Below are 22,770 nucleotides of genomic sequence, written 5' to 3' on the forward strand. Positions count from 1 at the left end.
CCGGACCTGCTCCGCGTGCCGCGCTAAGCGGTCGCGTACCGGCCGATCGCGGCCGCCAGGGCCGCCGGCACGCGGGCCTTCACCCGGGTCCCCTCCGGTGTGTGCTCGGTGGCATCGACGCGGCCCTCGTCGTGCAGTCGGGCGACCAGATCGCCGCGGGAGTAGGGAATTGTCACGTCGACGGCGACCTCCCTGGGCTCGACCAGTTCCGCCAGCCGGCCACGAAGCCGGTCCAGACCCTCGCCGGTGCGGGCCGAGACGAACGCGGCTCCCGGCAGCGCCCGGCGCAGCTGCGCCAGCGTCAGGTCGCTCGCCGCGTCAATCTTGTTGACCACCAGCAACTCCGGCGCGGGCGCGGCATGGTGGTCGATCTGGACCTCGCGGATCACCTGGCGGACGGCCTCGATCTGCGCCAGCGGGTTGGCGTCGGAACCGTCGACGACATGGACCAGCAGGTCGGCGTCGAGCACCTCCTCGAGGGTCGAGCGGAAGGCCTCGACCAGCTGGGTGGGCAGGTGCCGGACGAAGCCGACGGTGTCAGTCAGCACGAATGGGCGGCCCCGTTCGCCGGGGGGCCCGAACTCGCCGCGCCGGGTGGTCGGTTCCAGGGTGGCGAACAGAGCGTTCTGAACCAGGACCCCCGCCCCGGTCAGGGCGTTGAGCAGACTGGATTTGCCGGCATTGGTGTAGCCGACGATCGCAATCGACGGCACATCGCTGGTCCGCCGGCGGCTGCGCTGGGTGTCGCGGACCTGCTTCATGTCCTTGATCTCCCGGCGCAGCTTGGACATCCGCTCCCGGATGCGGCGACGGTCCGTCTCGATCTTGGTCTCCCCTGGACCGCGGGTGCCGACGCCGCCGCCGGACCCGCCGGCGCGCCCGCCCGCCTGCCGGGACATCGACTCGCCCCAGCCCCGCAGCCGCGGCAGCATGTACTCCATCTGGGCCAACGCCACCTGCGCCTTGCCCTCCCTGCTGGTGGCGTGCTGGGCGAAGATGTCCAGGATCAGGGCGGTGCGGTCGATGACCTTGACCTTCACCACCTTCTCCAGCGCGGTCAGCTGAGCCGGACTCAGTTCGCCGTCGCAGATGACCGTGTCGGCACCGGTGGCGATGACGATCTGGCGCAACTCGAGGGCCTTCCCGGAGCCGATGTAGGTGGCCGGGTCGGGCTTGTCACGACGCTGGATGAGGCCCTCGAGCACCTCCGATCCGGCGGTCTCGGCCAGGGCGGCCAGCTCGGCCAGGCTCGCGTCGGCGTCGGCGGCGCTGCCCTCGGTCCAGACACCGACCAGCACCACGCGCTCCAGTCGCAGCTGGCGGTACTCGACCTCGGAGACGTCGGCGAGTTCGGTGGAGAGCCCGGCGACGCGACGCAGCGCGGAGCGGTCTTCGAGGGCGAGTTCGCCGAGGCTGGGCTCGGGGAGGTCGGGTTCAGTCATGTGCTGTTCGATGGTGTCACGACCCCTGGGCCGCCCACCAGTCGCCGGCCAGTTCTCCCCGCGCCACCAGCACCGACGGTCCGCGCAGATAGCTGGTGGTATCGGCGATCTCGACGTCGACCTCGCCGCCGGGCACCCGGACCAGGACCGTGCCGGTGGCGGCGCCCCGGTGATCCAGTGCGGCGAAGGCGGCGGCGACGGTGCCCGTGCCGCAGGAGCGGGTTTCCCCGACCCCGCGCTCGTGGACCCGCATCCGCACGGCACCGTCGCGAATCGGCGTCAGCACCTCGACGTTGACTCCGGCCGGGAACTGCCGGGGATCGAATCGCACCGGGCCGCCGACGTCCAGGGCGGCCAGCGCCTGATCGCTGAGGTCCTCGACCACGCAGGCCAGGTGCGGGTTGCCGACGTCGACGCCCAGACCGGTCAGCCGCCGCCCGCCGACGGTCGCGGTACCCGCGCCGAGCCGGTTCACCTTGCCCATCTCGACGGTGACGTCGGCACGGTGGCCGTCGACCCGGTGTACGACGACCGGCCGCGGGCCGGCCAGTGACCCGACCACGAATTCGTCGCGGTCCTCCAGTCCGGTGGCGCGAAGGTAGTGCGCGAACACCCGGACCCCGTTGCCGCACATCTGCGCCACCGATCCGTCGGCGTTGCGGTAGTCCATGTACCAGTCACCGGAGTCCACACCGTCGGGCAACCGCTCCAGAACCCCGGCGCCGAGCGCAGCCCCGGCGGTGATGACCCGCAGGACACCATCGGCGCCCAGTCCGCGCCGGCGGTCGCACAGTGCGGACACCGCCGGACGGGGCAGATCGAGTCGCCCCTCGAGATCGGGCAGGACGACGAAGTCGTTCTCCGTGCCGTGGCCCTTAGCGAAGATCATGATGGGCTTCAGGATACGTGTCTCCAGTGTTCCAGCACGGCGTCGGAGAGCCTGCCCGAGGCTCCGTCGAGCCAGCGTATGCGGTGGTCGCGGCGGAACCAGGACCGCTGCCGGCGCACGTAACGCCGGGTGCCGCGCAACGTCGACTCGTGGGCCGCGGCGATGTCCGCGCCGGTGTCGAGCGCCTCGACCACCTGCGCGTAGCCCAGCGCGCGGGCGGCGGTGACGCCGTGGCGGAGGCCGGCGTCCAGCAGGGCGCGCACCTCGGCAACCAGACCGGCGTCGAACATCGCGTCGGTGCGCAGGGCGAGTCTGTGGTCGAGAACCTCTGTCTCCCAATCTAATCCGATGATCGCGGTGTCCCAGCGCGGTGCCCCGATACCCGGCGCGGAAGCCGCGAAGGGACGGCCGGTGATTTCGATGACCTCCAGGGCACGCACGATCCGGCGGCCGTCGGTGGCCAGGATCGCCGTTGCGGCGGCGGGGTCCCGGCGTGCGAGCTCCCCGTGCAGGGCGGCTGCCCCGACTTCGGCCAGGCGCTCTTCCCAGCGGGCCCGGACCGCGGGATCGGTGGCCGGGAAGGCCCAGTCGTCCAGCAGCGACTGGACGTACATCATCGACCCTCCGACGATGATCGCAACGGCGTCGCGGGCGGCGATCGCCTCGATGTCGGCGACTGCGGCCTGCTGGTAGCGCGCGACCGTGGCGGTGGCGGTGACCTCGAGAACGTCGATCTGGTGGTGCGGCACGCCACGCCGTTGCGGCAGTGGGACTTTGGCGGTGCCGATGTCCATACCGCGGTACTGCTGCATGGCGTCGGCGTTGACGATCTCGCCGCCGACGCGCTCGGCGACGTCCAGGGCCAGCTGGGACTTACCCGTCCCGGTCGGCCCGATGATCGCGATGGGCCGCGATGTCAATCGCTTCCGCCCGCCGCGGGGAACCCCGTCCAGGTACCCACGAAGTAGCCGACGCCGTACGGCGCCGCGCGGGCCAGTTCGGTGGCGTGGTGCCGGCCCGGACCGGCCAGCCCGGCCAGCACCTGATAGGCGACCCGGCCTACGATCCCGTCGGGGAGAACGGCCAGCGCCGCGGAGTCACCGGTCGCCAGCGCATCGTCGAGGGCATCCTGCGCGCCCCGGGCGGCCGGGTCGTGTCCGCCGGGAGCCGAGGCGGTGAGCGTGTTGGCGCCGTCGGCGACGACGAGCACGCCGACCGGTTCGGCGGCCGCGTCGATCTCGGCGCGCAACGCCCGGCCGCGGTCCAGCGCGGTGGCCGGGTCGTGATCGGCGGCGTACACCCGGACCTGCACGCGGGCATCGGGTCCGGCCCGGTCGCGCAGCCAGCCCGCGAACAACGCGCACAGCGGCAGGTCTGCGATCGCAGCCGGGGCGTCCGGCGCCAGCGACACCGCAACATCCGCCCCGTACCCGGCGAAGGTGCCGCGGGTCTCCGGTTCGATGGTGCGGTCGGCGGTCCCGACACCGATGGCGATCCAGCGTCTCGGCAGGACCGCGGCGGCGGACTTCGCCGCGTCGCCGATCCCCGCGACCTCGTCGGCGGCCGCCCCGGCGAGTTCGGGCACCAGGACCGGCGCCGAGGGTGTCAGTGCGATCGCCGTCAACACCACTGCAACGCTAGACCGCCGTCCAGACGCCGAACTCCGGCCCCCGCGATCGGCGGAACTGGTTCAATACCGTGGTGGCCGGCTAGCAGTCAACGGCCCTGATGCAACGGCGCCGCTTCGCGCGGCAGGGGCGCGGTCAGACCGCGCGGAGGGTAGGTGATCCGGTGACGAGCGAAGACACCAGCACCGGGCCGGCACCCAGGCCCGGTCCGCGGCCCGGGGTGCCGAGGCCGGTTCCCCGCCCGCATCCCGCCACCCATCCGGGGCCGGCGCGCAACGATCCGCGGCGCTTCGGCCGGGTTGCCGACGACGGCACGGTGTATCTGGTCACCGCCGACGGCGAACGGGTGATCGGCTCGTGGCAGGCCGGCGAGCCCGACGCAGCGTTCGAACACTTCGGCCGGCGCTTCGACGATGTGGCCACCGAAGTCACCCTGATGGAGACCAGGCTGGCGTCCGGGACCGCGGATGCGCGCAAGGTGAAGGCCGCCGCGGCCGCCCTTGCCGAAACGCTGCCCACCGCAAGCGTTCTCGGCGATGTCGGCGCGCTGGCCGTACGGCTGGCGGCGATCGCCGATCACGCCGAGGAGGCGGCCCAGGCCGAACGCGCCCGCCGCGAGGAGCATCGCGCCGAGTTGACCGCGCGCAAGGAGGCGCTCGCCGTCGAGGCCGAGGATCTGGCCGCGAACTCCACCCAGTGGAAGGCGGCCGGCGAGCGGATACGGGCCATCCTCGACGAGTGGCGCTCGATCACCGGACTGGACCGCAAGACCGACGACGCGCTGTGGAAGCGCTACTCGGCGGCCCGCGACGCGTTCAACCGGCGCCGCGGTGCCCACTTCGCCGAACTGGACCGGGAACGAGCCGGCGCCCGGGAGGCCAAGGAGCGGCTGTGCGCGCGGGCCGAGGAACTGTCCGCATCCACCGAATGGGCTGCCACCGCCGCGGCATTCCGCGACCTGCTCAGCGAGTGGAAGGGGGCAGGCCGGGCATCCAAGGACGTCGACGACGCACTCTGGCAGCGGTTCAAGGCGGCTCAGGACAGCTTCTTTGCCGCGCGCAACGCGGTCAACGCCGAACGGGAGGCGGAGTTCACCGCCAACGCCGCGGTCAAGGAGAAGCTGCTCGCCGAGGCGGAGAAGATCGACGTGTCCAACCTCAAGGCGGCCCAGGCGGCGCTTCGCGTCATCACCGACAAGTGGGACGCGGTCGGCAAGGCTCCCCGCGAGAGCTCCGCGGAGCTGGATCGACGGCTGCGGGCGGTGGAGAAGCGGATCCGCGATGCCGCCGACGCCGGTCGCATCGACCCGGAGGCGCAGGCCCGGGCCGAGCAGTTCAAATCCCGCGCAGAACAGTTCGAGCGTCAGGCGGAGAAAGCCGAGGCCGCGGGTCGCGACAAGGAGGCCGAAGACGCCCGCGCCAGCGCCGCGCAGTGGCGGGAGTGGGCAGCCGCGGCGGCGCAGGCCGTCGCCAAAAGGCGCTAGCGGGCGGGGTCTTCGGGCGGCTCCAAGCCGTCGAGCAGCGAGGCCGCCTCGCGCTGAGCGGCCTCCTGGCGGCGCTGAGCCTCCGCCGCCAGCTGAACCGCGGTTCTGGTCCAGACCACCCGCGCCCAGTGAAAAGCCAGCAGTGCCACGGCGATCCAGCCCAGGATCACCCCGATGCCGGGACCGGGATGCCCCAGCGCGGCGGTCTGACGCGACCAGACCGCGAGCATGCCCAGCGGGATGGCCACCGCGCTGCCGGCCAGCGCGATCCAGGCCACGGTCCAGCGCCGGGTGAGCAGCGCGAGCATCGAGAAACCGACCCCGAACACCAGGGCGAACCAGCAGAACAAGCGGTGCGGGAGAGCCACTCCGACGCTGATCGCCTTGCTGTCACCGATCAGGACGTCGACACCGCGGGCGTCGCCGGTGTGCGGCAGGATGAGGGACACCAGAAGCACGAAGACCAGGACGGCGACCACCAACGCCCTTGCGCCGGGGTTGATTTCGCCGGCGACCCGCCGCTCGGCCGCTTCCAGATCGGCTTTGTAGGACTCGAATTCGTCGGCTGTCATCGCTCGCATCCTGTCGTGACCGGCGAAGCCGGCGGAGCGCCGAACGGGGGCAGCCCAAGCCCGACCGTGCGCGGCCGCCGGCCGGCGGCATGCTCGTCCCCGGCCCGGGTCCGGCGGTGTGAGACCGGCCGACCGTCGGCGATCAGATGGTGGGGAGCCGCGCCGGTGACCCTGGCCGTCACGATGTCACCGGGCCGCACGTCGGAGCCGCCGGGCTGGAAGTGCACCAGCCTGCCGTCGCGGGCACGTCCGGACATCCGCGCCGTGGCCGCGTCTTTGCGTCCCTCGCCGGCGGCCGTCAGCACCTCCACCGTGCTGCCGACCAGCGCGAGGTTCTGCTCCAGCGAGATGCTCTCCTGCAGTTCGATCAGCCGCTGGTAGCGCTCCTGGACGACCTCTTTGGGCAGCTGGCCCTCCATGTCGGCCGCCGGGGTGCCCGGCCGTCGCGAATACTGGAAGGTGAACGCGGCGGCAAACCGGGCCCGGCGGACCACCTCCAGGGTGGCGGCGAAGTCCTGCTCGCTCTCCCCCGGGAACCCGACGATGATGTCGGTGGTGATCGCCGCGTGCGGCATCGCCGCGCGGACGCGGTCGATGATGCCGAGGTACTTCTCGGCCCGGTAGGAGCGGCGCATCGCTTTGAGCACCCGGTCGGACCCGGACTGCAGCGGCATGTGCAGTGCCGGGCAGACATTGGGGGTCTGGGCCATCGCCTCGATGACGTCGTCGGTGAACTCCGCGGGATGCGGGGAGGTGAACCGCACCCGCTCGAGTCCGTCGATCTCGCCGCAGGCGCGCAGCAGTGCGGCGAACGCGCCACGGTCACGCGGGATCTGCGGGTCGGCGAACGACACCCCGTAGGCGTTGACGTTCTGGCCCAGCAGGGTGACCTCCAGCACGCCCTGATCCACCAGGGAGCGCACCTCGGCCAGGATGTCGGCCGGGCTGCGGTCCAGTTCCCGGCCGCGCAGCGACGGCACGATGCAGAAGGTGCAGGTGTTGTTGCAACCCACCGAAATGGAAACCCAGGCGGCATAGGCCGATTCGCGGGCCGCGGGCAGTGCCGACGGGAACTCCTGCAGGGCCTCGGCGATCTCGACCTGAGCCGTCCGGTTGTGGCGGGCCCGCTCCAGCAGCACCGGCAGCGATCCGATGTTGTGGGTTCCGAAGACCACGTCGACCCAGGGCGCCCGGGACAGCAGGGCATCGCGGTCCTTCTGCGCCAGGCACCCGCCGACGGCGATCTGCATGTCCGGGTCGGCCTGTTTGCGCGGGGCCAGGTGACTCAGATTGCCGTAGAGCTTGTTGTCGGCGTTCTCCCGGACCGCGCAGGTGTTGAACACCACCACGTCGGCCTCGGCGCCCTCGGCGGCACGCTGGTATCCCGCGGCGTCGAGCAAACCGGCCAGGCGCTCGGAGTCGTGCACATTCATCTGGCAGCCGTAGGTGCGGACCTGATAGGTGCGAGCAGCCGGCGAACGGGAGGCATCTCCCGCATCGCGGCCCTGGCGCAGCACCGTCGTCACGCACCTCATGGTACGGAGGTCGCCGCCGATCACCGCATCGGACGGCGGGCGTCCGCCAACCCCGGTAGGGTCTGCGCATGACGGTGGGCGGGGTGGCCCCGATGATCGCGGTCAAGGGCGTCAATAAGCACTTCGGGGCCCTGCATGTGCTCAGGGACATCAATCTCGACATCGATCGCGGCCAGGTCGTGGTGGTGCTCGGCCCGTCCGGGTCGGGAAAGTCCACGCTGTGCCGCACCATCAACCGGCTGGAGACCATCGACTCCGGCTCGATCGCGATCGACGGCGAGGTGCTGCCGGCCGAGGGCCGCAAACTCGCCCAGCTGCGCTCCGACGTCGGCATGGTCTTCCAGTCGTTCAACCTCTTCGCGCACAAGACCATCCTGGAGAACGTGATGCTCGCGCCGGTCAAGGTCCGCAAGGTCGCCGCCGGCGAGGCCCGGGAGCGGGCCATGTCGCTGCTGGAGCGCGTCGGTGTGGCGACACAGGCCGGGAAGTACCCGGCCCAGCTGTCCGGCGGGCAGCAGCAGCGGGTCGCGATCGCCCGTTCGCTGGCGATGGCGCCCAAGGTGATGCTGTTCGACGAGCCGACCAGCGCGCTGGATCCGGAGATGGTCAACGAGGTGCTCGCGGTGATGACCTCGCTGGCCGCCGAGGGGATGACGATGGTGGTGGTCACCCACGAGATGGGCTTCGCCCGGCGCGCCGCCAACCGGGTGGTGTTCATGGCCGACGGCAGCGTGGTGGAGGACGCCGCGCCCGACGACTTCTTCTCCAGCCCGAAGTCGGCGCGCGCCAGGGACTTCCTCGGCAAGATCCTGAGCCACTAGACGATGCGGTCCCCGTTACGGCGCCTGCTCGCGATCGCCCTGCTCGGCATCGCCGTGATGGCCGGGCTGGCCGGCTGCGGCGGCTCGGAGCGGAAGATCACGATCGGCACCAAGTTCGACCAGCCGGGCCTGGCGGTCAAGAATCCGGACGGCTCGATGGCCGGGTTCGACGTCGACGTCGCCGCCTACGTCGCCGGCAAGCTCGGCTACTCACCCGATGAGATCGAGTGGAAGGAGGCGCCGTCCGGCCAGCGCGAAACCCTCATCCAGAACGGGCAGGTCGACTACATCGTCGCCACGTACTCGATCACCGACGCGCGCAAGCAGAAGGTGGGGTTCGCCGGGCCGTACCTGGACACCGGGCAGAGTCTGCTGGTGCGCGCCGACACGACCGACATCACCGGCCCGGAATCGCTGGCCGACAGCAAGCGCCTGTGCTCGGTGTCGGGATCGACTCCCGCCCAGCGCATCAAGGATAAATACCCGGGCGTCCAGCTGCAGCAGTACGACACCTACTCGGCTTGTGTGGAAGCCCTGCGCAACGGAGCGATCGACGCGGTCAGCACCGACGAGGTGATCCTGGCCGGCTTCGCCGCTCAGTCCCCGGGCACGTTCGCGATCATCGGCAAGCCGTTCTCGGTCGAGCACTACGGGATCGGCCTGCGCCGCGAGGATCTGGAGCTGCGGACCAAGATCAACGAGGCCATCGCGGCGATGCAGACCGACGGCAGCTGGGCGGCAGCCTTCGACCGCAACCTGGGACCGGCCGGCATCGCGGCTCCTCCTCCCCCGCCGCTGGACAACGACGCCGCCGGCGCCGAGGCGGAGAGGGTCGACATCCTCGGCCGCTACGGCTGGCTGATCGTCAAGGCGTTCTGGACCACCGTCAAGCTGACGGTGCTGGCCGCGATCGGGGCGCTGGTCATCGGCACCGCGCTCGCGGCCATGCGGCTGTCGCCGGTGCCGATGCTGCGCTGGGTGGGCGCGGCCTACGTCAACGTGGTGCGCAACACCCCGCTGACGCTGATCATCCTGTTCTGCTCGTTCGGCCTGGCGCAGACGCTCGGTATCACGCTGGCCGACCCGAAATCGCCGACGTCCATCGCCGACAGCAACTTCCGGCTCGCAGTGCTCGGTCTTGCGGTCTACACCGCGGCGTTCGTCTGCGAGACGGTGCGCGCAGGGGTCAACACCGTACCGCTCGGCCAGGCCGAGGCTGCTCGCTCGCTGGGGCTGACTTTCGGGCAGAACCTTCGGATCGTGTTGCTGCCGCAGGCGTTTCGGGCGGTGCTCATCCCGCTGGGCTCGGTGCTGATCGCACTGACCAAGAACACCACCATCGCCTCGGCGATCGGGGTCGCGGAGGCCGCGCTGTTGATGAAGGAGATGATCGAGAACACCGCCGCGTTGCTGATCGTCGGCGGTCTGTTCGCGCTCGGCTTCCTGCTGCTGACGCTGCCGCTGGGGCTGCTGTTCGGCTGGCTGGGCAAGCGCTGGGCGGTGGTGCGGTGATGAGTGGCGGACGGCACTGATGGCATCCTCGGTTCTCTTCGACGCCCCCGGCCCGCGGGCACTGGTGCGCAACCGCGTCATCTCCGGGGTGACCCTGGCGCTGGCAGCGGTGGTGGTGTGGGCGATCGTCGCGCGGCTGGCCGCCAAGGGGCAGCTGACGGCCGCGAAGTGGCGGCCGTTCCTCACCGGCGATCTGTGGAAGACCTACGTGCTGCCCGGGATCGCCGGAACCCTGACCGCCGCCGCGCTGTCGATCGTGCTGGCCGGCATCCTGGGATTCGCCCTCGGGGTGGGCCGGCTGTCACCGGTCGCGGCGATCCGGTGGCCGTGCGCGGTGATCGTGGAATTCTTCCGCGCGGTACCGGTGCTGATCATGATGATATTCGCCTACTTCCTCTACGCGCTCTACGACGTGTTCCCGTCCCGGTACCTGGCCCTGGCAGGCGTGGTGACCGGCCTGACGCTCTACAACGGCGCGGTCATCGCCGAGATCGTGCGGTCCGGGGTGGGCTCGCTGCCGCGCGGGCAGAGCGAGGCCGCGGCGGCACTCGGCCTGAGCTGGGGCCAGACCATGCGCTCCATCCTGCTGCCGCAGGCGATCACCTCGATGCTGCCCGTCCTGGTGTCCCAGCTGGTCGTGGTTCTCAAGGACACCGCGATCGGCTACCAGATCACCTTCCTGGAGATGGTCCGCCAGGGAACCGTGATCGGTTCGACCTACGGCAATTACGTGCCGGCGCTGATCGTGATCGCCGTGTTGATGATCAGCCTCAACTTCGCACTTTCAGCGACGGCCACCCGCCTGGAGCGGCGGCTGCGACGCTCCAGGCGCGCACCCGAACCGCTCGAAGCGGCAGCGCTCGAGCAGAGCGGCGCCCCCAGCGTGCTGATCGAGCCGGGCGACTAGAACGCGGCGCAGCGTTCCAGCAGTTCGGGACCCGGCGGCTGGTAGAACGACAGCACGGCGTGCTGGCAGCCCAGATCCTCGAAGGCCGACAACAGGTCGAGTTGGGAGTCCACCTGGCCGGGCTCGTCCGGGTGCAGGAACAGTTGCACCGACCGGCGGATCTGCGCGGGGTCGCGGGCGATCTCCGCGCACGCCGCATCGAGTCGGCCGTTGGCCTCGCTCCAGGCGCCCGGACCTTCGTGGTTGGGCATGTTCCACTCGTCGGCGTGCCGGGCTATCACCCGCATCATCTTCGGCTTCGAGCCGCCGATGACGATCGGCGGATGGGGCCGCTGCACGGGCTTGGGCTCGCACAGGGCCTCGGTGAGGGTGAAGAACCGCCCGGCGAAGCTGACCGACTCCTCTGCCCATAGCCGTCGGATCACCGTCAGCGCCTCGTCGAGCATCGCCACCCGCTCACCCGGGCCGGGGAACTCGATGCCGAAGCCACGGTGCTCGGACTCGTGCCAGCCGGCCCCGATGCCGAAATCCATTCGGCCACCGGTGATGTGGTCGACCGTGACGGCCATCTTGGCCAGGATCGCCGGATTGCGGTAGGTGACACCGGTGACCATGCAGCCGACCCGAGCACGCCGGATCACCACTGCCATCGCGGCCAGCGTGGTCCAGCCCTCCAAGGTCGGGGTGGCGTCGTCGACCAGTCCGTAGAAGTGGTCGTAGTTCCACACCGCGTCGAACCCGAGTTCGTCGGCCGAGCGCCAGAACCGCTCCAGGTCCGGATAGGTGAAAGTCGGCGCGAGTTTGACCGAGATCCGCATGGCGCGAGCGTAGCCCGGTCCACCCGACCCGGTGGACCTAGATGTATCTAGACCTTCCGGCGCTCCCGTTCGGCCGCCAGCGCATCGGTGACCACCGAGACCGCAACACTCTGGCTGTACCCGCGGCGGGCCAGCATCCCTACCAGCCGGCGCATCACCTTCGGCTCATCGCCGTCGCCGAGTGCCTCACGGCGCAACCGGCGCTCCACCAGCGCCTCGGCCCGACCACGTTCGGTCGCGGCGTCGATGCTCTCAAGAGCTCCGGCGATCACGTGCTCGTCGAGCCCCTTGGTCCGAAGCTCAGCGGCCAAGGCGCGCTTGCCTTTTCCGGCGCTGGCCTGCCGGGAACGGACCCACTGGCCGGCGAAGTCCTCGTCGTCGACGAGGCCGACGGCGGCCAGTCGGCGCAATACCGTCTCGGAGACATCACCGGGGTATCCCCGCTTGGCCAGCTGGCCGGCGAGCTCGGCCCGGGTCCGCGCCCGCGCGGTGAGCAGACGCAGGCACAGTGCGTGCGCCTGCTCCTCGCGCTTCTCGGAGGTAGTGGCCTCAGAAGTCAACGGGCGCGGGCAGGACGTCATCGACGGCCTCGTCGGTCAAGGTGGCACCGATCCCGAGCTTCTCCTTGATCTTCTTCTCGATCTCGTTGGCCACGTCGGGGTTGTCCATCAGGAAGGTTCGGGCGTTCTCCTTGCCCTGCCCCAGCTGCTCGCCCTCGTAGGTGAACCACGACCCGGACTTGCGGATGAAGCCCTGATCGACACCCATGTCGATCAGTGAGCCCTCGCGGGAGATGCCCTTGCCGTAGAGGATGTCGAACTCGGCCTGCTTGAACGGCGGCGTGACCTTGTTCTTGACCACTTTGACGCGGGTGCGGTTGCCCACCGCGTCGGTGCCGTCCTTGAGCGTCTCGATCCGGCGCACGTCCAGGCGTACCGAGGCGTAGAACTTCAATGCCTTACCGCCGGTGGTGGTTTCGGGCGAGCCGAACATCACTCCGATCTTCTCGCGGAGCTGGTTGATGAAGATCGCGGTGGTGCCCGAGTTGTTCAGCGCACCGGTCATCTTCCGCAGCGCCTGGCTCATCAGCCGGGCCTGCAGGCCGACGTGGCTGTCGCCCATCTCGCCCTCGATCTCGGCGCGCGGCACCAGGGCTGCCACCGAGTCGATGACCAGGATGTCGATCGCCCCGGAGCGCACCAGCATGTCGGCGATCTCCAGCGCCTGCTCGCCGGTGTCGGGCTGGCTGACCAGCAGCGAGTCGGTGTCCACCCCGAGACTCTTGGCGTACTCGGGGTCAAGGGCGTGCTCGGCGTCGATGAACGCCGCGATGCCGCCGGCGGCCTGGGCGTTGGCCACCGCGTGCAGGGCGACGGTGGTCTTGCCGGAGGACTCCGGGCCGTAGATCTCCACGACCCGGCCGCGGGGCAGGCCGCCGATGCCCAGCGCCACGTCCAGGGCGATGGATCCGGTCGGGATGACCGAGATGGGCGCCCGGACCTCGTCGCCGAGGCGCATCACCGCGCCTTTGCCGTGGTTCTTCTCGATCTGGGCGATCGCGAGGTCGAGGGCCTTCTCGCGGTCGGGGGCTTGCTGCGCCATGGATGTCTCCGTTTCTCCTGTGTTCGGTTGACCGGTGGTCGGTCGGTTGCCCGCGACGTTAGAGAGGGCCTCCGACAAACTTTCCCGTTCGAACGATCACCACAGTAACGAACATGTGTTCGATGGCAAGTTAGGCGCGCCCGCGTGTCGCCACCCGCCGTCCGGGGCTGCTCACCACTGGTCGCGGGGCACGTCGAAGTCCGCGCACAGTGCCCACCACACCTCGCGGGGATCCACCCCGTCCTCGATCGCCTGCCGGGCGGTCCGCCCGCCGAACCGGGTCAGCGCGTGGTCGACCAGCATCGAGGCGCCGCGCACCGGGCCGAACTGTGCCTCGACGAGTTCGTGGAATTGCGTCAGCCGCACGCCCACCAAGCTACCCAGCCAGGGCCTCGCGGCACACCCGCACCGGGTCGGCCACCGAGGCGACGCTCTGCCCCGCCCGCCGCGCCGCCTCCCGATACCGCGGATCCGACAACACCTCGACGACCCCGCCGACGAGCGCGTCGGGGGTGAGCGGACGGATCAGCCGCGCACTGCCCTGTCGCACAACACGATTCGCCAGCTCCCACTGGTCGCCGCCACCGGGCACCACCACCATCGGAACCCCGGCCAGCAGGGTCTTGGACAGCATGCCGTGCCCACCGCCGCACACCACGACGTCGGCGACGCGCAGCAACTCGTCCTGGCGCCCCAGCCCCACGGTTGCCCACGGCGGCACCGCCACGTCGTCGCCGTCGAGCCGGGACACCACCAGCCGGGAGCCGGCCGGCAGGCCGCACCGCCCCGGGATCAGATGGCGCAGCGCGATCTCGGCCAGTCCGGCAGTACCGGTGACCGCGGTCGAGGGGGCGACGACGATCAGCGGCCCGGGACCGGGCGGGACGCTCAGGACCTCGGCGGTGGGCTCGAAGTGCAGCGGGCCGACGACGACGGCCTCGGCCGGCCAGTCCGGGCGCGGCACCTCCAGCGCGGGCAGGGTGGCGACCAGCCGGCGACTCGGCCCCGGGTCGACGGCGGGCAGACCGATCCCCTGCCGGGCCTGCGAACGCTGCCGGTCCCCGGCCCGCACCGACCGTGCCGTCAGCGCCCGCATCACCTCGTCGCGCAGCCGGCCGCGCACCCCGGTGCCCGGCGCCAGGCCGCTGCCCACCGGAGGCAGCCCCCGGGACGGCAGGTACAGCGGGTGTGGGCTGAGCTCGACCCAGGGCACGCCGAGCAGTTCGGCGGCCATGCCGCCACAGACGGTGATCACGTCGGAGACCACCAGGTCCGGCTGAAGGCCCTGCAGCACAGGCATGTTCAGCTCAGCCATCCGAGCCGCGCGGTGGTGGATCTTGGCCCCGGCGTCGGTGTCGTCATCGGAATCCTCGGGGTCAAGACCGGCCAGTTCGACCGCGTCGACCCCGGCCCGGCGGGCGGCATCGAGCCACTGGCGCCCGGTCATCAGCACCGCCTCGTCGCCGGAAGCCGCGAAACGCCCGCACAGCGCGAGGGCGGGAAACGCATGCCCGGCCTCCGGCCCGGCGACCACGACCACCCGCATCGGCCCCACCCTGCCACAGCGCCGGCCGGATTAGGCTGGGCGCATGACCGAGCAGATCAGCCTCAGCACCGACATCGACAACGCCCACACCGTCGAGGTGATGCTGTCGGGCCTGCAGAACCAGGACTTCGACGCCGTCGCCGCCGCGCTCGACGAGCGCCTGGTGTACCAGAACGTCGGCTTCCCGACCATCCGCGGCCGGAACCGCGCCATGAAGCTCTTCCGCGGCATGGAGGGCCGGCTCGGCTTCGAGGTCAAGATCCACCGCATCGCGGTCAACGGCTCCTCGGTGCTCACCGAGCGCACCGACGTGCTGGCGTTCGGTCCGGTGCGGTTGCAGTTCTGGGTGTGCGGGGTCTTCGAGGTATCGGACGGCCGGATCACGCTGTGGCGGGACTACTTCGACATGTGGGACGTGACCAAGGCGCTGCTGCGCGGAGTGGCCGGTGCGGTGGTCCCGGCGCTGCGTCCCTCGCTGTGAGGGCGCACGGTCAGATCCGCTGGGCCGGACCCAGTTCCTCGAAGGCCTGCGCCCATCCCGTCAGCTGCTCGGTGGCGGTGAGCAGCTCGTTCCGGTAGCGCTCGCCGATGATCCCGCCCGAGCTCGCCGACGACACGACATGCGCCGCGGCGGTGACCATCTCGTTGTACTGGCGCACCCCGCTGTTGAGCTGAGCCGTCAGGGCGTTGATGCTCGGGGCCAGATACGCGCGGGAGTCCGGGTTCTCCCCCGCCGCCCGCTCCATGGCGGCCACGTGCGAGGCGGTCGCGGCCATGGTCGCCGCCGACCGACCGGCAGCCTCGGTCAGCTCGCGGATCTCCTCCGGCGGCAGCAGCCGACCGCGGTCGAGCACTCCGAGCAGGGAGTGCAGCCCGCGCTCGGAGGCCCCGAGTGCGGACATCGCCGGGCGGGCCACCGATCCCGGCGGCGGCAGCCGATGCCCGCTGACCTCACGCTGCGGCGGCAGCGGCTCGCCGCGCAGCCAGCGGTAGCGCAGTCCGAACAGCGTCGCGGGCACGGCGGCCCCGGCAGCGATCAAGCCGGTGATGAGCAGCCCCCACACCGGGGTGCTCCACGCCGCCAGCAACCCGGTAACGAGCACCCAGAACACCGAGGCGAAGGCGAAGAACAGCCCGAGGCGCAACGCCCAGCGCCGCTTGCGAAGCAGCCGGGCCCGCGGGTCGGCCACCGCACTCAACTTCTGGGCGGCGACGTCGGCGTACTCGCTGACGGTGTCGATGCCGCGTTGCAGCACCGAACGGTACCGAGTCCTCGCCTCCGCCATCTGACCCCTACTGGCCGAGCGGCTGCTCGGGTTCGGGGGTGACGGCCGACGTCGACGGAGTGGCCGGGGTCGCGGCGCCGCCCGCGGTCAGCGACTCACCGCGCATGGAGGCACGGATCTGCTCGAGCCGGGAGTGCCCGGCCATCTGAACGCCCGCCTGCTGGACTTCCATCATCCGGCCCTGGACGGAGTTCTGGGCCAGCTCGGCCGAGCCCATCGCGTCGGCGTAGCGGCGCTCGATCTTGTCTCGGACCTCGTCCAGGCTCGGGGTGTTGCCCGGGGCGGCGATCTCGGTCATCGAGCGCAGCGACTCGCTGACCTTCTCCTGCATCTTGGCCTGCTCGAGCTGGCTGAGCAGCTTGGTGCGCTCGGCGACCTTCTGCTGCAGCACCATGGCGTTCTGCTCGACGGCCTTCTTGGCCTGCATGGCCGCCTGGATCGCCTGGTCGTGCAGGACCTTGAGGTCCTCCACGCTCTGCTCGGCGGTCACCAGCTGGGCGGCGAAGGCCTCGGCGGCGTTGGTGTACTCGGTGGCCTTGGCGGTGTCACCGGCCGCGGCGGCCTGGTCGGCCAGGGTCAGCGCCTGGCGCACATTGGCCTGCAGCTTCTCGATGTCAGCCAACTGGCGGTTCAGCCGCATCTCCAGCTGACGCTGATTGCCGATCACCTGCGCGGCCTGCTGGCTGAGGGCCTGATGCTGGCGCTGGGCCTCCTCGATCGCCTGCTGAATCTGGATCTTGGGATCGGCGTACTCGTCCACCTTCGCGCCGAACAGCGCCATCAGGTACTTCCACGCCTTAACGAACGGATTGGCCATTTCGGTGTTGCCGCCTTCGAGTCGATGTTCCGCGCTGGATCCGGTCTGGTGCCGAACCCGAGCTGTCCGAGCCCAATTTATCGGTTCACGACCACGTTGCGGTCGCGGCCGCCGAATTTCGGCAAAACCTCAGGCTCAGGCGACAGCCATGGCCACCGGATGCGGGATCACCGTCGTCCCGGCCTCGGCCCGGCGCCCTGAGCCCTCCCGGCAGGCCAGTTCGGCGCCGGCTTCGCAGAGCACCCTGGACAGCGGGACGTCCAGGGCGGTGCAGATCGCGCTGAGCAGCTCGCTTGAGGCCTCCTTGCGGCCCCGCTCGACCTCCGAGAGGTAACCCAGGCTGACCCGCGCGGAATCAGAGACCTCCCGCAGGGTGCGGCCCTGGGACGTGCGCGCGCGGCGCAGGACGTCACCGATCACTTCACGCAGCAGTACCGCCATTGACGTTGCCTCCTCGAGTCGTCGCAGCAACTCCGGTCACTGCAGCACTTAGTGCAACGCAGCGGGGCCGGGGATGGTTCCCGGAGGTGGCGTCAGGTCTGCGAACGCTGCCCACGAAGGGCCGAGACCAGGTAGTCCAGGCCCGTGACCACGGTCAGGACGATCGCTGCCCACATCACCCACCACGCGACCGTCTGCCACTGGCCCGGCCAGTTCTGCAGCGGAAGGATGAACAGGCCGATGGCGATGGCCTGCACCAGCGTCTTGAGCTTTCCGCCCCGGCTGGCGGGGATAACGCCGCGCCGTATCACCGCGAACCGCAGCAGGGTGACCCCGATCTCGCGCGTCAGGATGACCACGGTGACCCACCACGGCAGGTCGCCGAGCATGGACAGCCCGATCAGGGCGGCGCCGATGAGCATCTTGTCGGCGATCGGATCGGCGAGCTTGCCGAACTCGGTCTCCATGTTGTAGGTGCGGGCCATCCAGCCGTCGATTCGATCGGTGACGATCGCGATGGCGAACACGACGAACGCCAGCAGCCGGCCCGCGGTCTGGTGGCCGTCGCCGGCGAACAGACACAGCAGGAACACCGGGACCAGGACCAGCCTGAGGCCGGTCAGCATGTTCGCCCAGTTGATCGTCCCGGCGGTCCGGGCAACCGGTGGAGTTTGGGGTTGGCCCGGCACAGCAATCACCTTATCGGGCCTGCGGCCCAGGGCCGATAGGGTTGCGCCGTGACCGATCGTCCCGACGTGGTCGTCCGCCGCGCGCGGACCTCCGACGTGCCGGCCATCAAGCATCTGGTGGACACCTACGCCGGCCGGATCCTGCTGGAGAAGAATCTGGTCACCCTCTACGAGGCGGTCCAGGAGTTCTGGGTCGCCGAGTCCGGCGGCGAGGTGATCGGCTGCGGCGCGCTGCACGTGCTGTGGTCCGACCTCGGGGAGATCCGTACGGTCGCGGTGCGCCCCGGGGTCCGCGGAGAGGGCGTCGGCCACGCGATCGTCGACCGCCTCCTCGAGGTGGCCCGGGAACTGCAACTGCGGCGGCTGTTCGTGCTGACCTTCGAAACGGAGTTCTTCGCCCGGCACGGATTCACCGAGATCGACGGCACCCCGGTGACGGCGGAGGTGTACGAGGAGATGTGCCGCTCCTACGACGTCGGCGTGGCCGAGTTCCTCGACCTGAGCTACGTCAAGCCCAACATCCTTGGCAACACCCGGATGCTGCTTCTGCTCTAGGTGTCAGAAGTCCTCCGGGACGCCGCCGTCGTCCTCGTCGTCGGTGCCGCCGGCCGCCCCGCCGCGCAGGGCCGAGAGCGTCGCCGCCAGCTCGTCGGGCTTGACCAGAACCTCGCGGGCCTTGGAGCCCTCCGACGGTCCGACGATGCCGCGGGTCTCCATCAGGTCCATCAACCGGCCGGCTTTGGCGAATCCGACCCGCAGCTTGCGCTGCAGCATCGACGTCGACCCGAACTGGCTGGACACCACCAGCTCGGTGGCCGCGAGGAGCAACTCCAGGTCGTCGCCGATGTCGGGATCGACCTCGGCGCGCTCCCCGGTCGTCTTGGCGGTGGTGACGCCGTCGGTGTACTCGGGCTCAGCCTGGTCCTTGCAGGCCTGCACGACGGCGTGGATCTCCTCGTCGCTGATGTAGGCGCCCTGCAACCGGATGGTCTTGTTGGCGCCCATCGGCAGGAACAGCGCGTCGCCCATGCCGATCAGCTTCTCCGCGCCGGGCTGGTCGAGGATGACGCGGCTGTCGGTCAGCGAGGACGTCGCAAACGCCAGGCGCGAGGGCACGTTGGTCTTGATCAGGCCGGTGACCACGTCCACCGAGGGGCGCTGGGTGGCCAGCACCAGGTGGATGCCTGCCGCCCGGGCCTTCTGGGTGATCCGCACGATGGCGTCCTCGACGTCGCGCGGGGCGGTCATCATCAGGTCGGCCAACTCGTCGACGATAGCCACGATGTAGGGGTAGGGCTTGTACTCGCGCTGACTGCCCAGCGGGGTGGTGATCTTCCCCGACCGGACGTTGGCGTTGAAGTCGTCGATGTGGCGCACCCGGGAGGCCTGCATGTCCTGGTAACGCTGCTCCATCTCCTCGACCAGCCAGGCCAGCGCGGCGGCGGCCTTCTTGGGCTGGGTGATGATCGGGGTGATCAGGTGCGGAATGCCCTCATACGGCGTCAGTTCCACCATCTTCGGGTCGATCAGGATCATCCTGACCTCCTCCGGGGTGGCCCGGGCGAGCAGTGACACCAGCATCGAGTTGACGAAGCTGGACTTCCCCGACCCGGTCGAACCGGCCACCAGCAGGTGCGGCATCTTGGCCAGATTCGCCGAGATGAAGTCGCCCTCGATGTTCTTGCCGAGGCCGATCACCAGCGGGTGGTGATCGCGCCGTGTTGACGGTGCGGTCAGAACGTCTGCGAGCCTTACCATTTCGCGGTCGGTGTTCGGAACCTCGATACCCACCGCCGACTTGCCCGGGATGGGCGCCAGCAGCCGTACGCTCTCGGTGGCGACCGCATAGGCGATATTGCGTTGCAGCGCAGTGATTTTCTCGACCTTCACACCCGGACCGAGTTCGACCTCGTAACGGGTGACGGTCGGACCCCGCGTGCAGCCGGTGACGGCGGCGTCGACCTTGAACTGCTCGAGCACCGACGAGATCGCCTCCACCATCTGGTCATTGGAGGCGCTGCGCCGTTTCGGCGGGTCTCCGACGATCAACAGGTCCAGGGACGGCAGGGTGTAGGAACCCTCCACGACGCGGTCGATCGCCTTGGTCTGCTGCTTGGGTGCGGCGGGTTTCTTGCGGCGCGGCTTGATCGGCTGGGTGGCGTTGGGTGCCCCCTCCGCGGGCACCGCTTCGTCGAGCGGATAGTTGTCGAACGGCGTGCCGATCGGGCCGGAGGCCCCCGGCCAGGCCGGCGGCTCGTCGGCGCTGTAGGCCCGCGGGTCGTCGTAGTAGCCGTCGGAGAAATCCTCGGCGGAGTCGCCGTCAGGTTCGGCGATACGGCCACGCCTGCGGTATCCGTAATCGCTGCGCTCGCCGTCGGATAGATCCTCCTCGGCGTAGTCCACGTAACGGCGGGTGCCGAACATGGAGTACAACATCGCGGGCACCTCGCGGATGGTGGTGCCGGTGATCAGCAGCACACCGAAGACCACCGCGACGATCAGCAGCGGGGCGGCGAGCCATGCCGTCAGGCCGTCCGCCAGCGGGCCGCCGATGGCGAATCCGAGGAAGCCCCCGGCTCGCTGGCGGGCGGCCGGCACGGCGGGCGATCCCGACCAGAGGTGCCAGAGCCCGAGCACCGGCAGGCAGATCAGCGCCGTTCCCAGCACCAGTCGCGGACGGATCTGCGGGTGGGGTTCGGTGCGCATGAGCAGCACCGCGAGTCCGGCGAGCAGCAGCGGAAGCAGAACGACCGCGCCACCGATGCAGCTCCGCAGCCCAGAGTCGATCCACGCGCCCACCGGACGCGCGGCGTCGAACCAGGACGCAGCCGCCACCACGACGGCCAGGGCCAGCAGGCCGAGTGCGATGCCGTCTCGGCGGTGGCCGGGTTCGATGTCGCGGGCCCGTCCCACCGAGCGCGCGGTCGTGCCCGCACCCCGGGCGACCAGTAGCCAGCCGGCCCGAGCCGCCCGCCCGCCGGCCGCCGCGGTGACGGCCAGCAGCGACGGACCCTTCCTGACCGGGGGTTTGACCGGGGTTTTGACCGGGGTTTTGACCGGGGGTTTCCGCCGCGGCGGCGCCGGCCTGGCGGGCTGGGCGGACCGGGACGGCTGGGGGTGCTTCGACCTGGATGTTCGCGCGCCAGAGCGAGCGGCCGTCTTGTTCGCCATGCGGGCCAGACTAAACGCAGCAGTCCCACTCGCACCATAGGACACATCCGTCACAGGACGGTCCGTTGCCAGACCGAAACCTAATCGTCGAACGCCGCCCTCAACGCGGCGCGACGGGCCTGCGCGGCGGCGTACCAGGCCCGTTCCCGGTCGGACGAGGGCTCCAGTGGCGGCACCGGGACCGGATTGCCGGCCTCGTCGACGGCCACCATGGTGAAGTAGCAGCTGTTGGTGTGCCGATGGCTGCCGTCGCGGATGTTCTCGGTCTCGACGTGGATCCCGACCTCCAGCGAGGTGCGGCCGGTGTAGTTGACCGACGCCGAGAACGACACCAGCTCGCCGACCCTGATGGCATCCCGGAACAGCACCCGGTCCACCGACAGGGTGACCACGTAGGTGCCCGCGTAGCGACTCGCGCAGGAGTAGGCCACCTGGTCGAGCAGCTTGAGCAGAGTCCCGCCGTGCACGTTGCCCGAGAAGTTGGCCATGTCCGGCGTCATCAGGACGGTCATGTAGAGGGACTTTCGGTCCTGGGGATCCTTCGCGGTCATGTGACCATCATCGCTGCCGTTGGGCCTTCCTCTACGGTGATCTCTCGAAGCCCTCAACCGGATCGGAGCCGCTGATGCCCGTCGTGGTCGTCGCATCGTTCACCGCCAAGCCGGAGTCCCTGGACGCCGTTCGAGCCGCCTGCACCAAAGCCATCGAAGCCGTGCACGACGAACCCGGGTGCGAGTTGTACTCGCTGCACCAGACCGGGGACACCTTCGTGTTCATCGAGCAGTGGGCCGACGCCGAGGCGCTCAAGGCGCACAGCACCGCCCCCGCCGTCGGCGCGCTGTTCGCCGAGATCGGCGATCACCTCGCCGGCTCCCCGGACCTCAAGATGCTCACCCCCATCCCGGCCGGGGATCGGGCCAAGGGACAGTTGCGCGCCTGAGGTGGGAGCACGTCAGGGCGCTCTGCAGGGCAAGGTCGCGTTCATCACCGGGGCGGCCCGGGGGCAGGGCCGCGCGCACGCGGTCAAACTCGCCGCCGAGGGCGCCGACATCATCGCCGTGGACCTGTGCGACCAGATCGCCAGTGTGCCCTACCCGATGGCCACCCCCGACGATCTCGCCGTGACGGTCGAACTGGTCGAGGAGACCGGGGCGCGCATCGCCGCCCGCCAGGCCGACGTGCGCGACCGCGCTGCCCTGAAGACCGCGCTGCGGGAGGGGATCGCCGAGCTGGGACGGCTCGACATCGTGATCGCCAACGCCGGCATCGCGCCGATGGCCGCCGACGGCGCCTGGGGCGACGTCATCGACGTCAACCTCACCGGGGTCTACCACACCGTCGACGTGGCGATGCGCCCGCTGATCAAGCAGGGCGAGGGCGGGGCGGTGGTGCTGACCAGTTCGGTGGCCGGCCTGGTCGGCATCGGGGCGCCGATGGCCGGATCGCTCGGCTACACCGCGGCCAAGCACGGCATCGTCGGGCTGATGCGGGCCTACGCCAACTTCCTTGCGCCACATAGCATCCGGGTCAACTCCGTACATCCGTGCGGCGTGGACACCCCGATGATCGACAACGACGTGACCCGTGCCTGGCTGGATGGGATCGCCCAGC

General features: G+C 70.3%; 25 protein-coding genes and 1 pseudogene. 9 read left to right on the plus strand and 17 right to left on the minus strand.

Annotated features, from left to right (window positions below):
- Window positions 1–23: 23 nt before the first annotated feature.
- Genes hflX through ACKOQ4_RS10235 form a run of 4 tightly spaced genes read right to left on the minus strand, consistent with a single transcriptional unit; the run spans window position 24 to window position 3,958 of the window.
- Window positions 24–1,442 (minus strand): GTPase HflX, encoded by a 1,419-nt coding sequence (gene hflX, locus ACKOQ4_RS10220; RefSeq protein ID WP_526291427.1) that lies wholly within the window; start codon window positions 1,440–1,442, stop codon window positions 24–26.
- 16 nt (window positions 1,443–1,458) lie between these two features.
- On the minus strand, window positions 1,459–2,331 hold the full coding sequence (dapF, locus tag ACKOQ4_RS10225) for a diaminopimelate epimerase (RefSeq protein WP_526291429.1): 873 nt from the start codon (window positions 2,329–2,331) through the stop codon (window positions 1,459–1,461).
- A gap of 8 nt (window positions 2,332–2,339) precedes the next feature.
- Window positions 2,340–3,251 carry a tRNA (adenosine(37)-N6)-dimethylallyltransferase MiaA gene (miaA, locus tag ACKOQ4_RS10230; RefSeq protein ID WP_526291431.1) on the minus strand — a complete coding sequence of 304 codons (912 nt, stop codon included), beginning with the start codon at window positions 3,249–3,251 and terminating at the stop codon, window positions 2,340–2,342.
- Entirely contained in the window at window positions 3,248–3,958 is a 711-nt protein-coding gene (locus ACKOQ4_RS10235) for a class III extradiol ring-cleavage dioxygenase family protein (protein ID WP_526291433.1), read from the minus strand. Before ACKOQ4_RS10235 ends, miaA begins: the two co-directional genes overlap by 4 nt.
- 101 nt (window positions 3,959–4,059) lie before the next feature.
- Between ACKOQ4_RS10235 and ACKOQ4_RS10240 the strand changes: the two genes are divergently transcribed.
- Window positions 4,060–5,442: a DUF349 domain-containing protein gene (locus ACKOQ4_RS10240; protein WP_526291435.1), complete on the plus strand. Its 1,383-nt coding sequence runs from the start codon at window positions 4,060–4,062 to the stop codon at window positions 5,440–5,442.
- On the opposite strand, the gene ACKOQ4_RS10245 is transcribed toward ACKOQ4_RS10240, so the two are convergent.
- On the minus strand, window positions 5,439–6,023 hold the full coding sequence (locus ACKOQ4_RS10245) for an Rv2732c family membrane protein (RefSeq protein ID WP_526291437.1): 585 nt from the start codon (window positions 6,021–6,023) through the stop codon (window positions 5,439–5,441). The genes ACKOQ4_RS10240 and ACKOQ4_RS10245 overlap by 4 nt on opposite strands.
- Window positions 6,011–7,447, minus strand: a complete 1,437-nt coding sequence (gene miaB / locus ACKOQ4_RS10250) for a tRNA (N6-isopentenyl adenosine(37)-C2)-methylthiotransferase MiaB (RefSeq protein WP_526291481.1) — start codon at window positions 7,445–7,447, stop codon at window positions 6,011–6,013. The genes ACKOQ4_RS10245 and miaB overlap by 13 nt, the downstream gene beginning before the upstream one ends.
- A gap of 194 nt (window positions 7,448–7,641) precedes the next feature.
- Here miaB and ACKOQ4_RS10255 point away from each other — a divergent pair, with 194 nt between their 5' ends.
- From ACKOQ4_RS10255 to ACKOQ4_RS10270, 4 genes and pseudogenes are all read left to right on the plus strand, one after another.
- On the plus strand, window positions 7,642–8,370 hold the full coding sequence (locus tag ACKOQ4_RS10255; RefSeq protein WP_526291483.1) for an amino acid ABC transporter ATP-binding protein: 729 nt from the start codon (window positions 7,642–7,644) through the stop codon (window positions 8,368–8,370).
- A gap of 3 nt (window positions 8,371–8,373) precedes the next feature.
- Window positions 8,374–9,174 (plus strand): annotated as a pseudogene (locus ACKOQ4_RS10260) (glutamate ABC transporter substrate-binding protein); the annotation flags it as partial.
- Between the two features lie 33 nt (window positions 9,175–9,207).
- Window positions 9,208–9,882, plus strand: a complete 675-nt coding sequence (locus ACKOQ4_RS10265) for an amino acid ABC transporter permease (RefSeq protein ID WP_526291485.1) — start codon at window positions 9,208–9,210, stop codon at window positions 9,880–9,882.
- Window positions 9,883–9,901: 19 nt separating this feature from the next.
- A complete protein-coding gene (locus tag ACKOQ4_RS10270) occupies window positions 9,902–10,789 on the plus strand; it encodes an amino acid ABC transporter permease (protein WP_526291439.1) in 888 nt (295 codons plus the stop codon).
- Here ACKOQ4_RS10270 and ACKOQ4_RS10275 read toward each other — a convergent pair.
- From ACKOQ4_RS10275 to ACKOQ4_RS10295, 5 genes are all read right to left on the minus strand, one after another.
- Window positions 10,786–11,607, minus strand: a complete 822-nt coding sequence (locus ACKOQ4_RS10275; RefSeq protein ID WP_526291441.1) for a TIGR03560 family F420-dependent LLM class oxidoreductase — start codon at window positions 11,605–11,607, stop codon at window positions 10,786–10,788. The two genes, ACKOQ4_RS10270 and ACKOQ4_RS10275, sit on opposite strands and share 4 nt — an antisense overlap.
- A 47-nt stretch (window positions 11,608–11,654) precedes the next feature.
- Complete coding sequence (gene recX, locus ACKOQ4_RS10280; protein ID WP_526291443.1) at window positions 11,655–12,188, minus strand: recombination regulator RecX; 534 nt, start codon at window positions 12,186–12,188, stop codon at window positions 11,655–11,657.
- Window positions 12,157–13,209, minus strand: coding sequence for a recombinase RecA (gene recA / locus ACKOQ4_RS10285; RefSeq protein WP_526291445.1), 1,053 nt, complete (start codon window positions 13,207–13,209; stop codon window positions 12,157–12,159). Before recA ends, recX begins: the two co-directional genes overlap by 32 nt.
- 171 nt (window positions 13,210–13,380) lie before the next feature.
- Window positions 13,381–13,575 carry a DUF3046 domain-containing protein gene (locus ACKOQ4_RS10290; protein ID WP_526291447.1) on the minus strand — a complete coding sequence of 65 codons (195 nt, stop codon included), beginning with the start codon at window positions 13,573–13,575 and terminating at the stop codon, window positions 13,381–13,383.
- Window positions 13,576–13,585: 10 nt separating this feature from the next.
- Window positions 13,586–14,755 (minus strand): glycosyltransferase, encoded by a 1,170-nt coding sequence (locus tag ACKOQ4_RS10295; protein ID WP_526291449.1) that lies wholly within the window; start codon window positions 14,753–14,755, stop codon window positions 13,586–13,588.
- A gap of 43 nt (window positions 14,756–14,798) precedes the next feature.
- Here ACKOQ4_RS10295 and ACKOQ4_RS10300 point away from each other — a divergent pair, with 43 nt between their 5' ends.
- Window positions 14,799–15,236 (plus strand): limonene-1,2-epoxide hydrolase family protein, encoded by a 438-nt coding sequence (locus ACKOQ4_RS10300; RefSeq protein WP_526291451.1) that lies wholly within the window; start codon window positions 14,799–14,801, stop codon window positions 15,234–15,236.
- A 10-nt stretch (window positions 15,237–15,246) separates the two neighbouring features.
- On the opposite strand, the gene pspM is transcribed toward ACKOQ4_RS10300, so the two are convergent.
- From pspM to pgsA, 4 genes are all read right to left on the minus strand, one after another.
- Window positions 15,247–16,041, minus strand: coding sequence for a phage shock envelope stress response protein PspM (gene pspM, locus ACKOQ4_RS10305; RefSeq protein WP_526291453.1), 795 nt, complete (start codon window positions 16,039–16,041; stop codon window positions 15,247–15,249).
- Between the two features lie 7 nt (window positions 16,042–16,048).
- Window positions 16,049–16,858, minus strand: a complete 810-nt coding sequence (gene pspA / locus ACKOQ4_RS10310) for a phage shock protein PspA (protein ID WP_526291455.1) — start codon at window positions 16,856–16,858, stop codon at window positions 16,049–16,051.
- A gap of 135 nt (window positions 16,859–16,993) precedes the next feature.
- Window positions 16,994–17,299: a helix-turn-helix domain-containing protein gene (locus tag ACKOQ4_RS10315; protein ID WP_526291457.1), complete on the minus strand. Its 306-nt coding sequence runs from the start codon at window positions 17,297–17,299 to the stop codon at window positions 16,994–16,996.
- Between the two features lie 92 nt (window positions 17,300–17,391).
- Window positions 17,392–17,988, minus strand: coding sequence for a CDP-diacylglycerol--glycerol-3-phosphate 3-phosphatidyltransferase (gene pgsA / locus ACKOQ4_RS10320; protein WP_526291459.1), 597 nt, complete (start codon window positions 17,986–17,988; stop codon window positions 17,392–17,394).
- A gap of 48 nt (window positions 17,989–18,036) precedes the next feature.
- On the opposite strand from pgsA, the gene ACKOQ4_RS10325 reads away from it, so the two are divergent.
- Window positions 18,037–18,543 (plus strand): amino-acid N-acetyltransferase, encoded by a 507-nt coding sequence (locus tag ACKOQ4_RS10325; protein ID WP_526291461.1) that lies wholly within the window; start codon window positions 18,037–18,039, stop codon window positions 18,541–18,543.
- 3 nt (window positions 18,544–18,546) lie between these two features.
- On the opposite strand, the gene ACKOQ4_RS10330 is transcribed toward ACKOQ4_RS10325, so the two are convergent.
- Together ACKOQ4_RS10330 and ACKOQ4_RS10335 are read right to left on the minus strand one after the other, a co-directional pair.
- A complete protein-coding gene (locus tag ACKOQ4_RS10330; RefSeq protein WP_526291463.1) occupies window positions 18,547–21,159 on the minus strand; it encodes a DNA translocase FtsK in 2,613 nt (870 codons plus the stop codon).
- 80 nt (window positions 21,160–21,239) lie between these two features.
- Window positions 21,240–21,710, minus strand: a complete 471-nt coding sequence (locus ACKOQ4_RS10335) for an acyl-CoA thioesterase (protein WP_526291465.1) — start codon at window positions 21,708–21,710, stop codon at window positions 21,240–21,242.
- A 74-nt stretch (window positions 21,711–21,784) separates the two neighbouring features.
- On the opposite strand from ACKOQ4_RS10335, the gene ACKOQ4_RS10340 reads away from it, so the two are divergent.
- Window positions 21,785–22,099 (plus strand): putative quinol monooxygenase, encoded by a 315-nt coding sequence (locus ACKOQ4_RS10340; protein ID WP_526291467.1) that lies wholly within the window; start codon window positions 21,785–21,787, stop codon window positions 22,097–22,099.
- Window position 22,100: 1 nt separating this feature from the next.
- A partial coding sequence (locus ACKOQ4_RS10345) for a mycofactocin-coupled SDR family oxidoreductase (protein WP_526291469.1) occupies window positions 22,101–22,770 on the plus strand: 670 nt, incomplete at its 3' end.

Source organism: Mycobacterium sp. (assembly GCF_046095365.1).
Lineage (GTDB): Bacteria > Actinomycetota > Actinomycetes > Mycobacteriales > Mycobacteriaceae > Mycobacterium.

What these genes read in the sequence shown, in the direction of transcription:
- hflX (WP_526291427.1), bottom strand. Translation starts at nt 1,442, where the DNA reads ATGACTGAACCCGACCTCCCCGAGCCCAGCCTCGGCGAACTCGCCCTC.
- dapF (WP_526291429.1), bottom strand. Translation starts at nt 2,331, where the DNA reads ATGATCTTCGCTAAGGGCCACGGCACGGAGAACGACTTCGTCGTCCTG.
- ACKOQ4_RS10240 (WP_526291435.1), top strand. Translation starts at nt 4,060, where the DNA reads ATGCAACGGCGCCGCTTCGCGCGGCAGGGGCGCGGTCAGACCGCGCGG.
- ACKOQ4_RS10245 (WP_526291437.1), bottom strand. Translation starts at nt 6,023, where the DNA reads ATGCGAGCGATGACAGCCGACGAATTCGAGTCCTACAAAGCCGATCTG.
- miaB (WP_526291481.1), bottom strand. Translation starts at nt 7,447, where the DNA reads ATGAATGTGCACGACTCCGAGCGCCTGGCCGGTTTGCTCGACGCCGCG.
- ACKOQ4_RS10255 (WP_526291483.1), top strand. Translation starts at nt 7,642, where the DNA reads ATGATCGCGGTCAAGGGCGTCAATAAGCACTTCGGGGCCCTGCATGTG.
- ACKOQ4_RS10270 (WP_526291439.1), top strand. Translation starts at nt 9,902, where the DNA reads ATGGCATCCTCGGTTCTCTTCGACGCCCCCGGCCCGCGGGCACTGGTG.
- ACKOQ4_RS10275 (WP_526291441.1), bottom strand. Translation starts at nt 11,607, where the DNA reads ATGCGGATCTCGGTCAAACTCGCGCCGACTTTCACCTATCCGGACCTG.
- recX (WP_526291443.1), bottom strand. Translation starts at nt 12,188, where the DNA reads ATGACGTCCTGCCCGCGCCCGTTGACTTCTGAGGCCACTACCTCCGAG.
- recA (WP_526291445.1), bottom strand. Translation starts at nt 13,209, where the DNA reads ATGGCGCAGCAAGCCCCCGACCGCGAGAAGGCCCTCGACCTCGCGATC.
- ACKOQ4_RS10295 (WP_526291449.1), bottom strand. Translation starts at nt 14,755, where the DNA reads ATGCGGGTGGTCGTGGTCGCCGGGCCGGAGGCCGGGCATGCGTTTCCC.
- ACKOQ4_RS10300 (WP_526291451.1), top strand. Translation starts at nt 14,799, where the DNA reads ATGACCGAGCAGATCAGCCTCAGCACCGACATCGACAACGCCCACACC.
- pspM (WP_526291453.1), bottom strand. Translation starts at nt 16,041, where the DNA reads ATGGCGGAGGCGAGGACTCGGTACCGTTCGGTGCTGCAACGCGGCATC.
- pspA (WP_526291455.1), bottom strand. Translation starts at nt 16,858, where the DNA reads ATGGCCAATCCGTTCGTTAAGGCGTGGAAGTACCTGATGGCGCTGTTC.
- ACKOQ4_RS10315 (WP_526291457.1), bottom strand. Translation starts at nt 17,299, where the DNA reads ATGGCGGTACTGCTGCGTGAAGTGATCGGTGACGTCCTGCGCCGCGCG.
- ACKOQ4_RS10330 (WP_526291463.1), bottom strand. Translation starts at nt 21,159, where the DNA reads ATGGCGAACAAGACGGCCGCTCGCTCTGGCGCGCGAACATCCAGGTCG.
- ACKOQ4_RS10335 (WP_526291465.1), bottom strand. Translation starts at nt 21,710, where the DNA reads ATGACCGCGAAGGATCCCCAGGACCGAAAGTCCCTCTACATGACCGTC.
- ACKOQ4_RS10340 (WP_526291467.1), top strand. Translation starts at nt 21,785, where the DNA reads ATGCCCGTCGTGGTCGTCGCATCGTTCACCGCCAAGCCGGAGTCCCTG.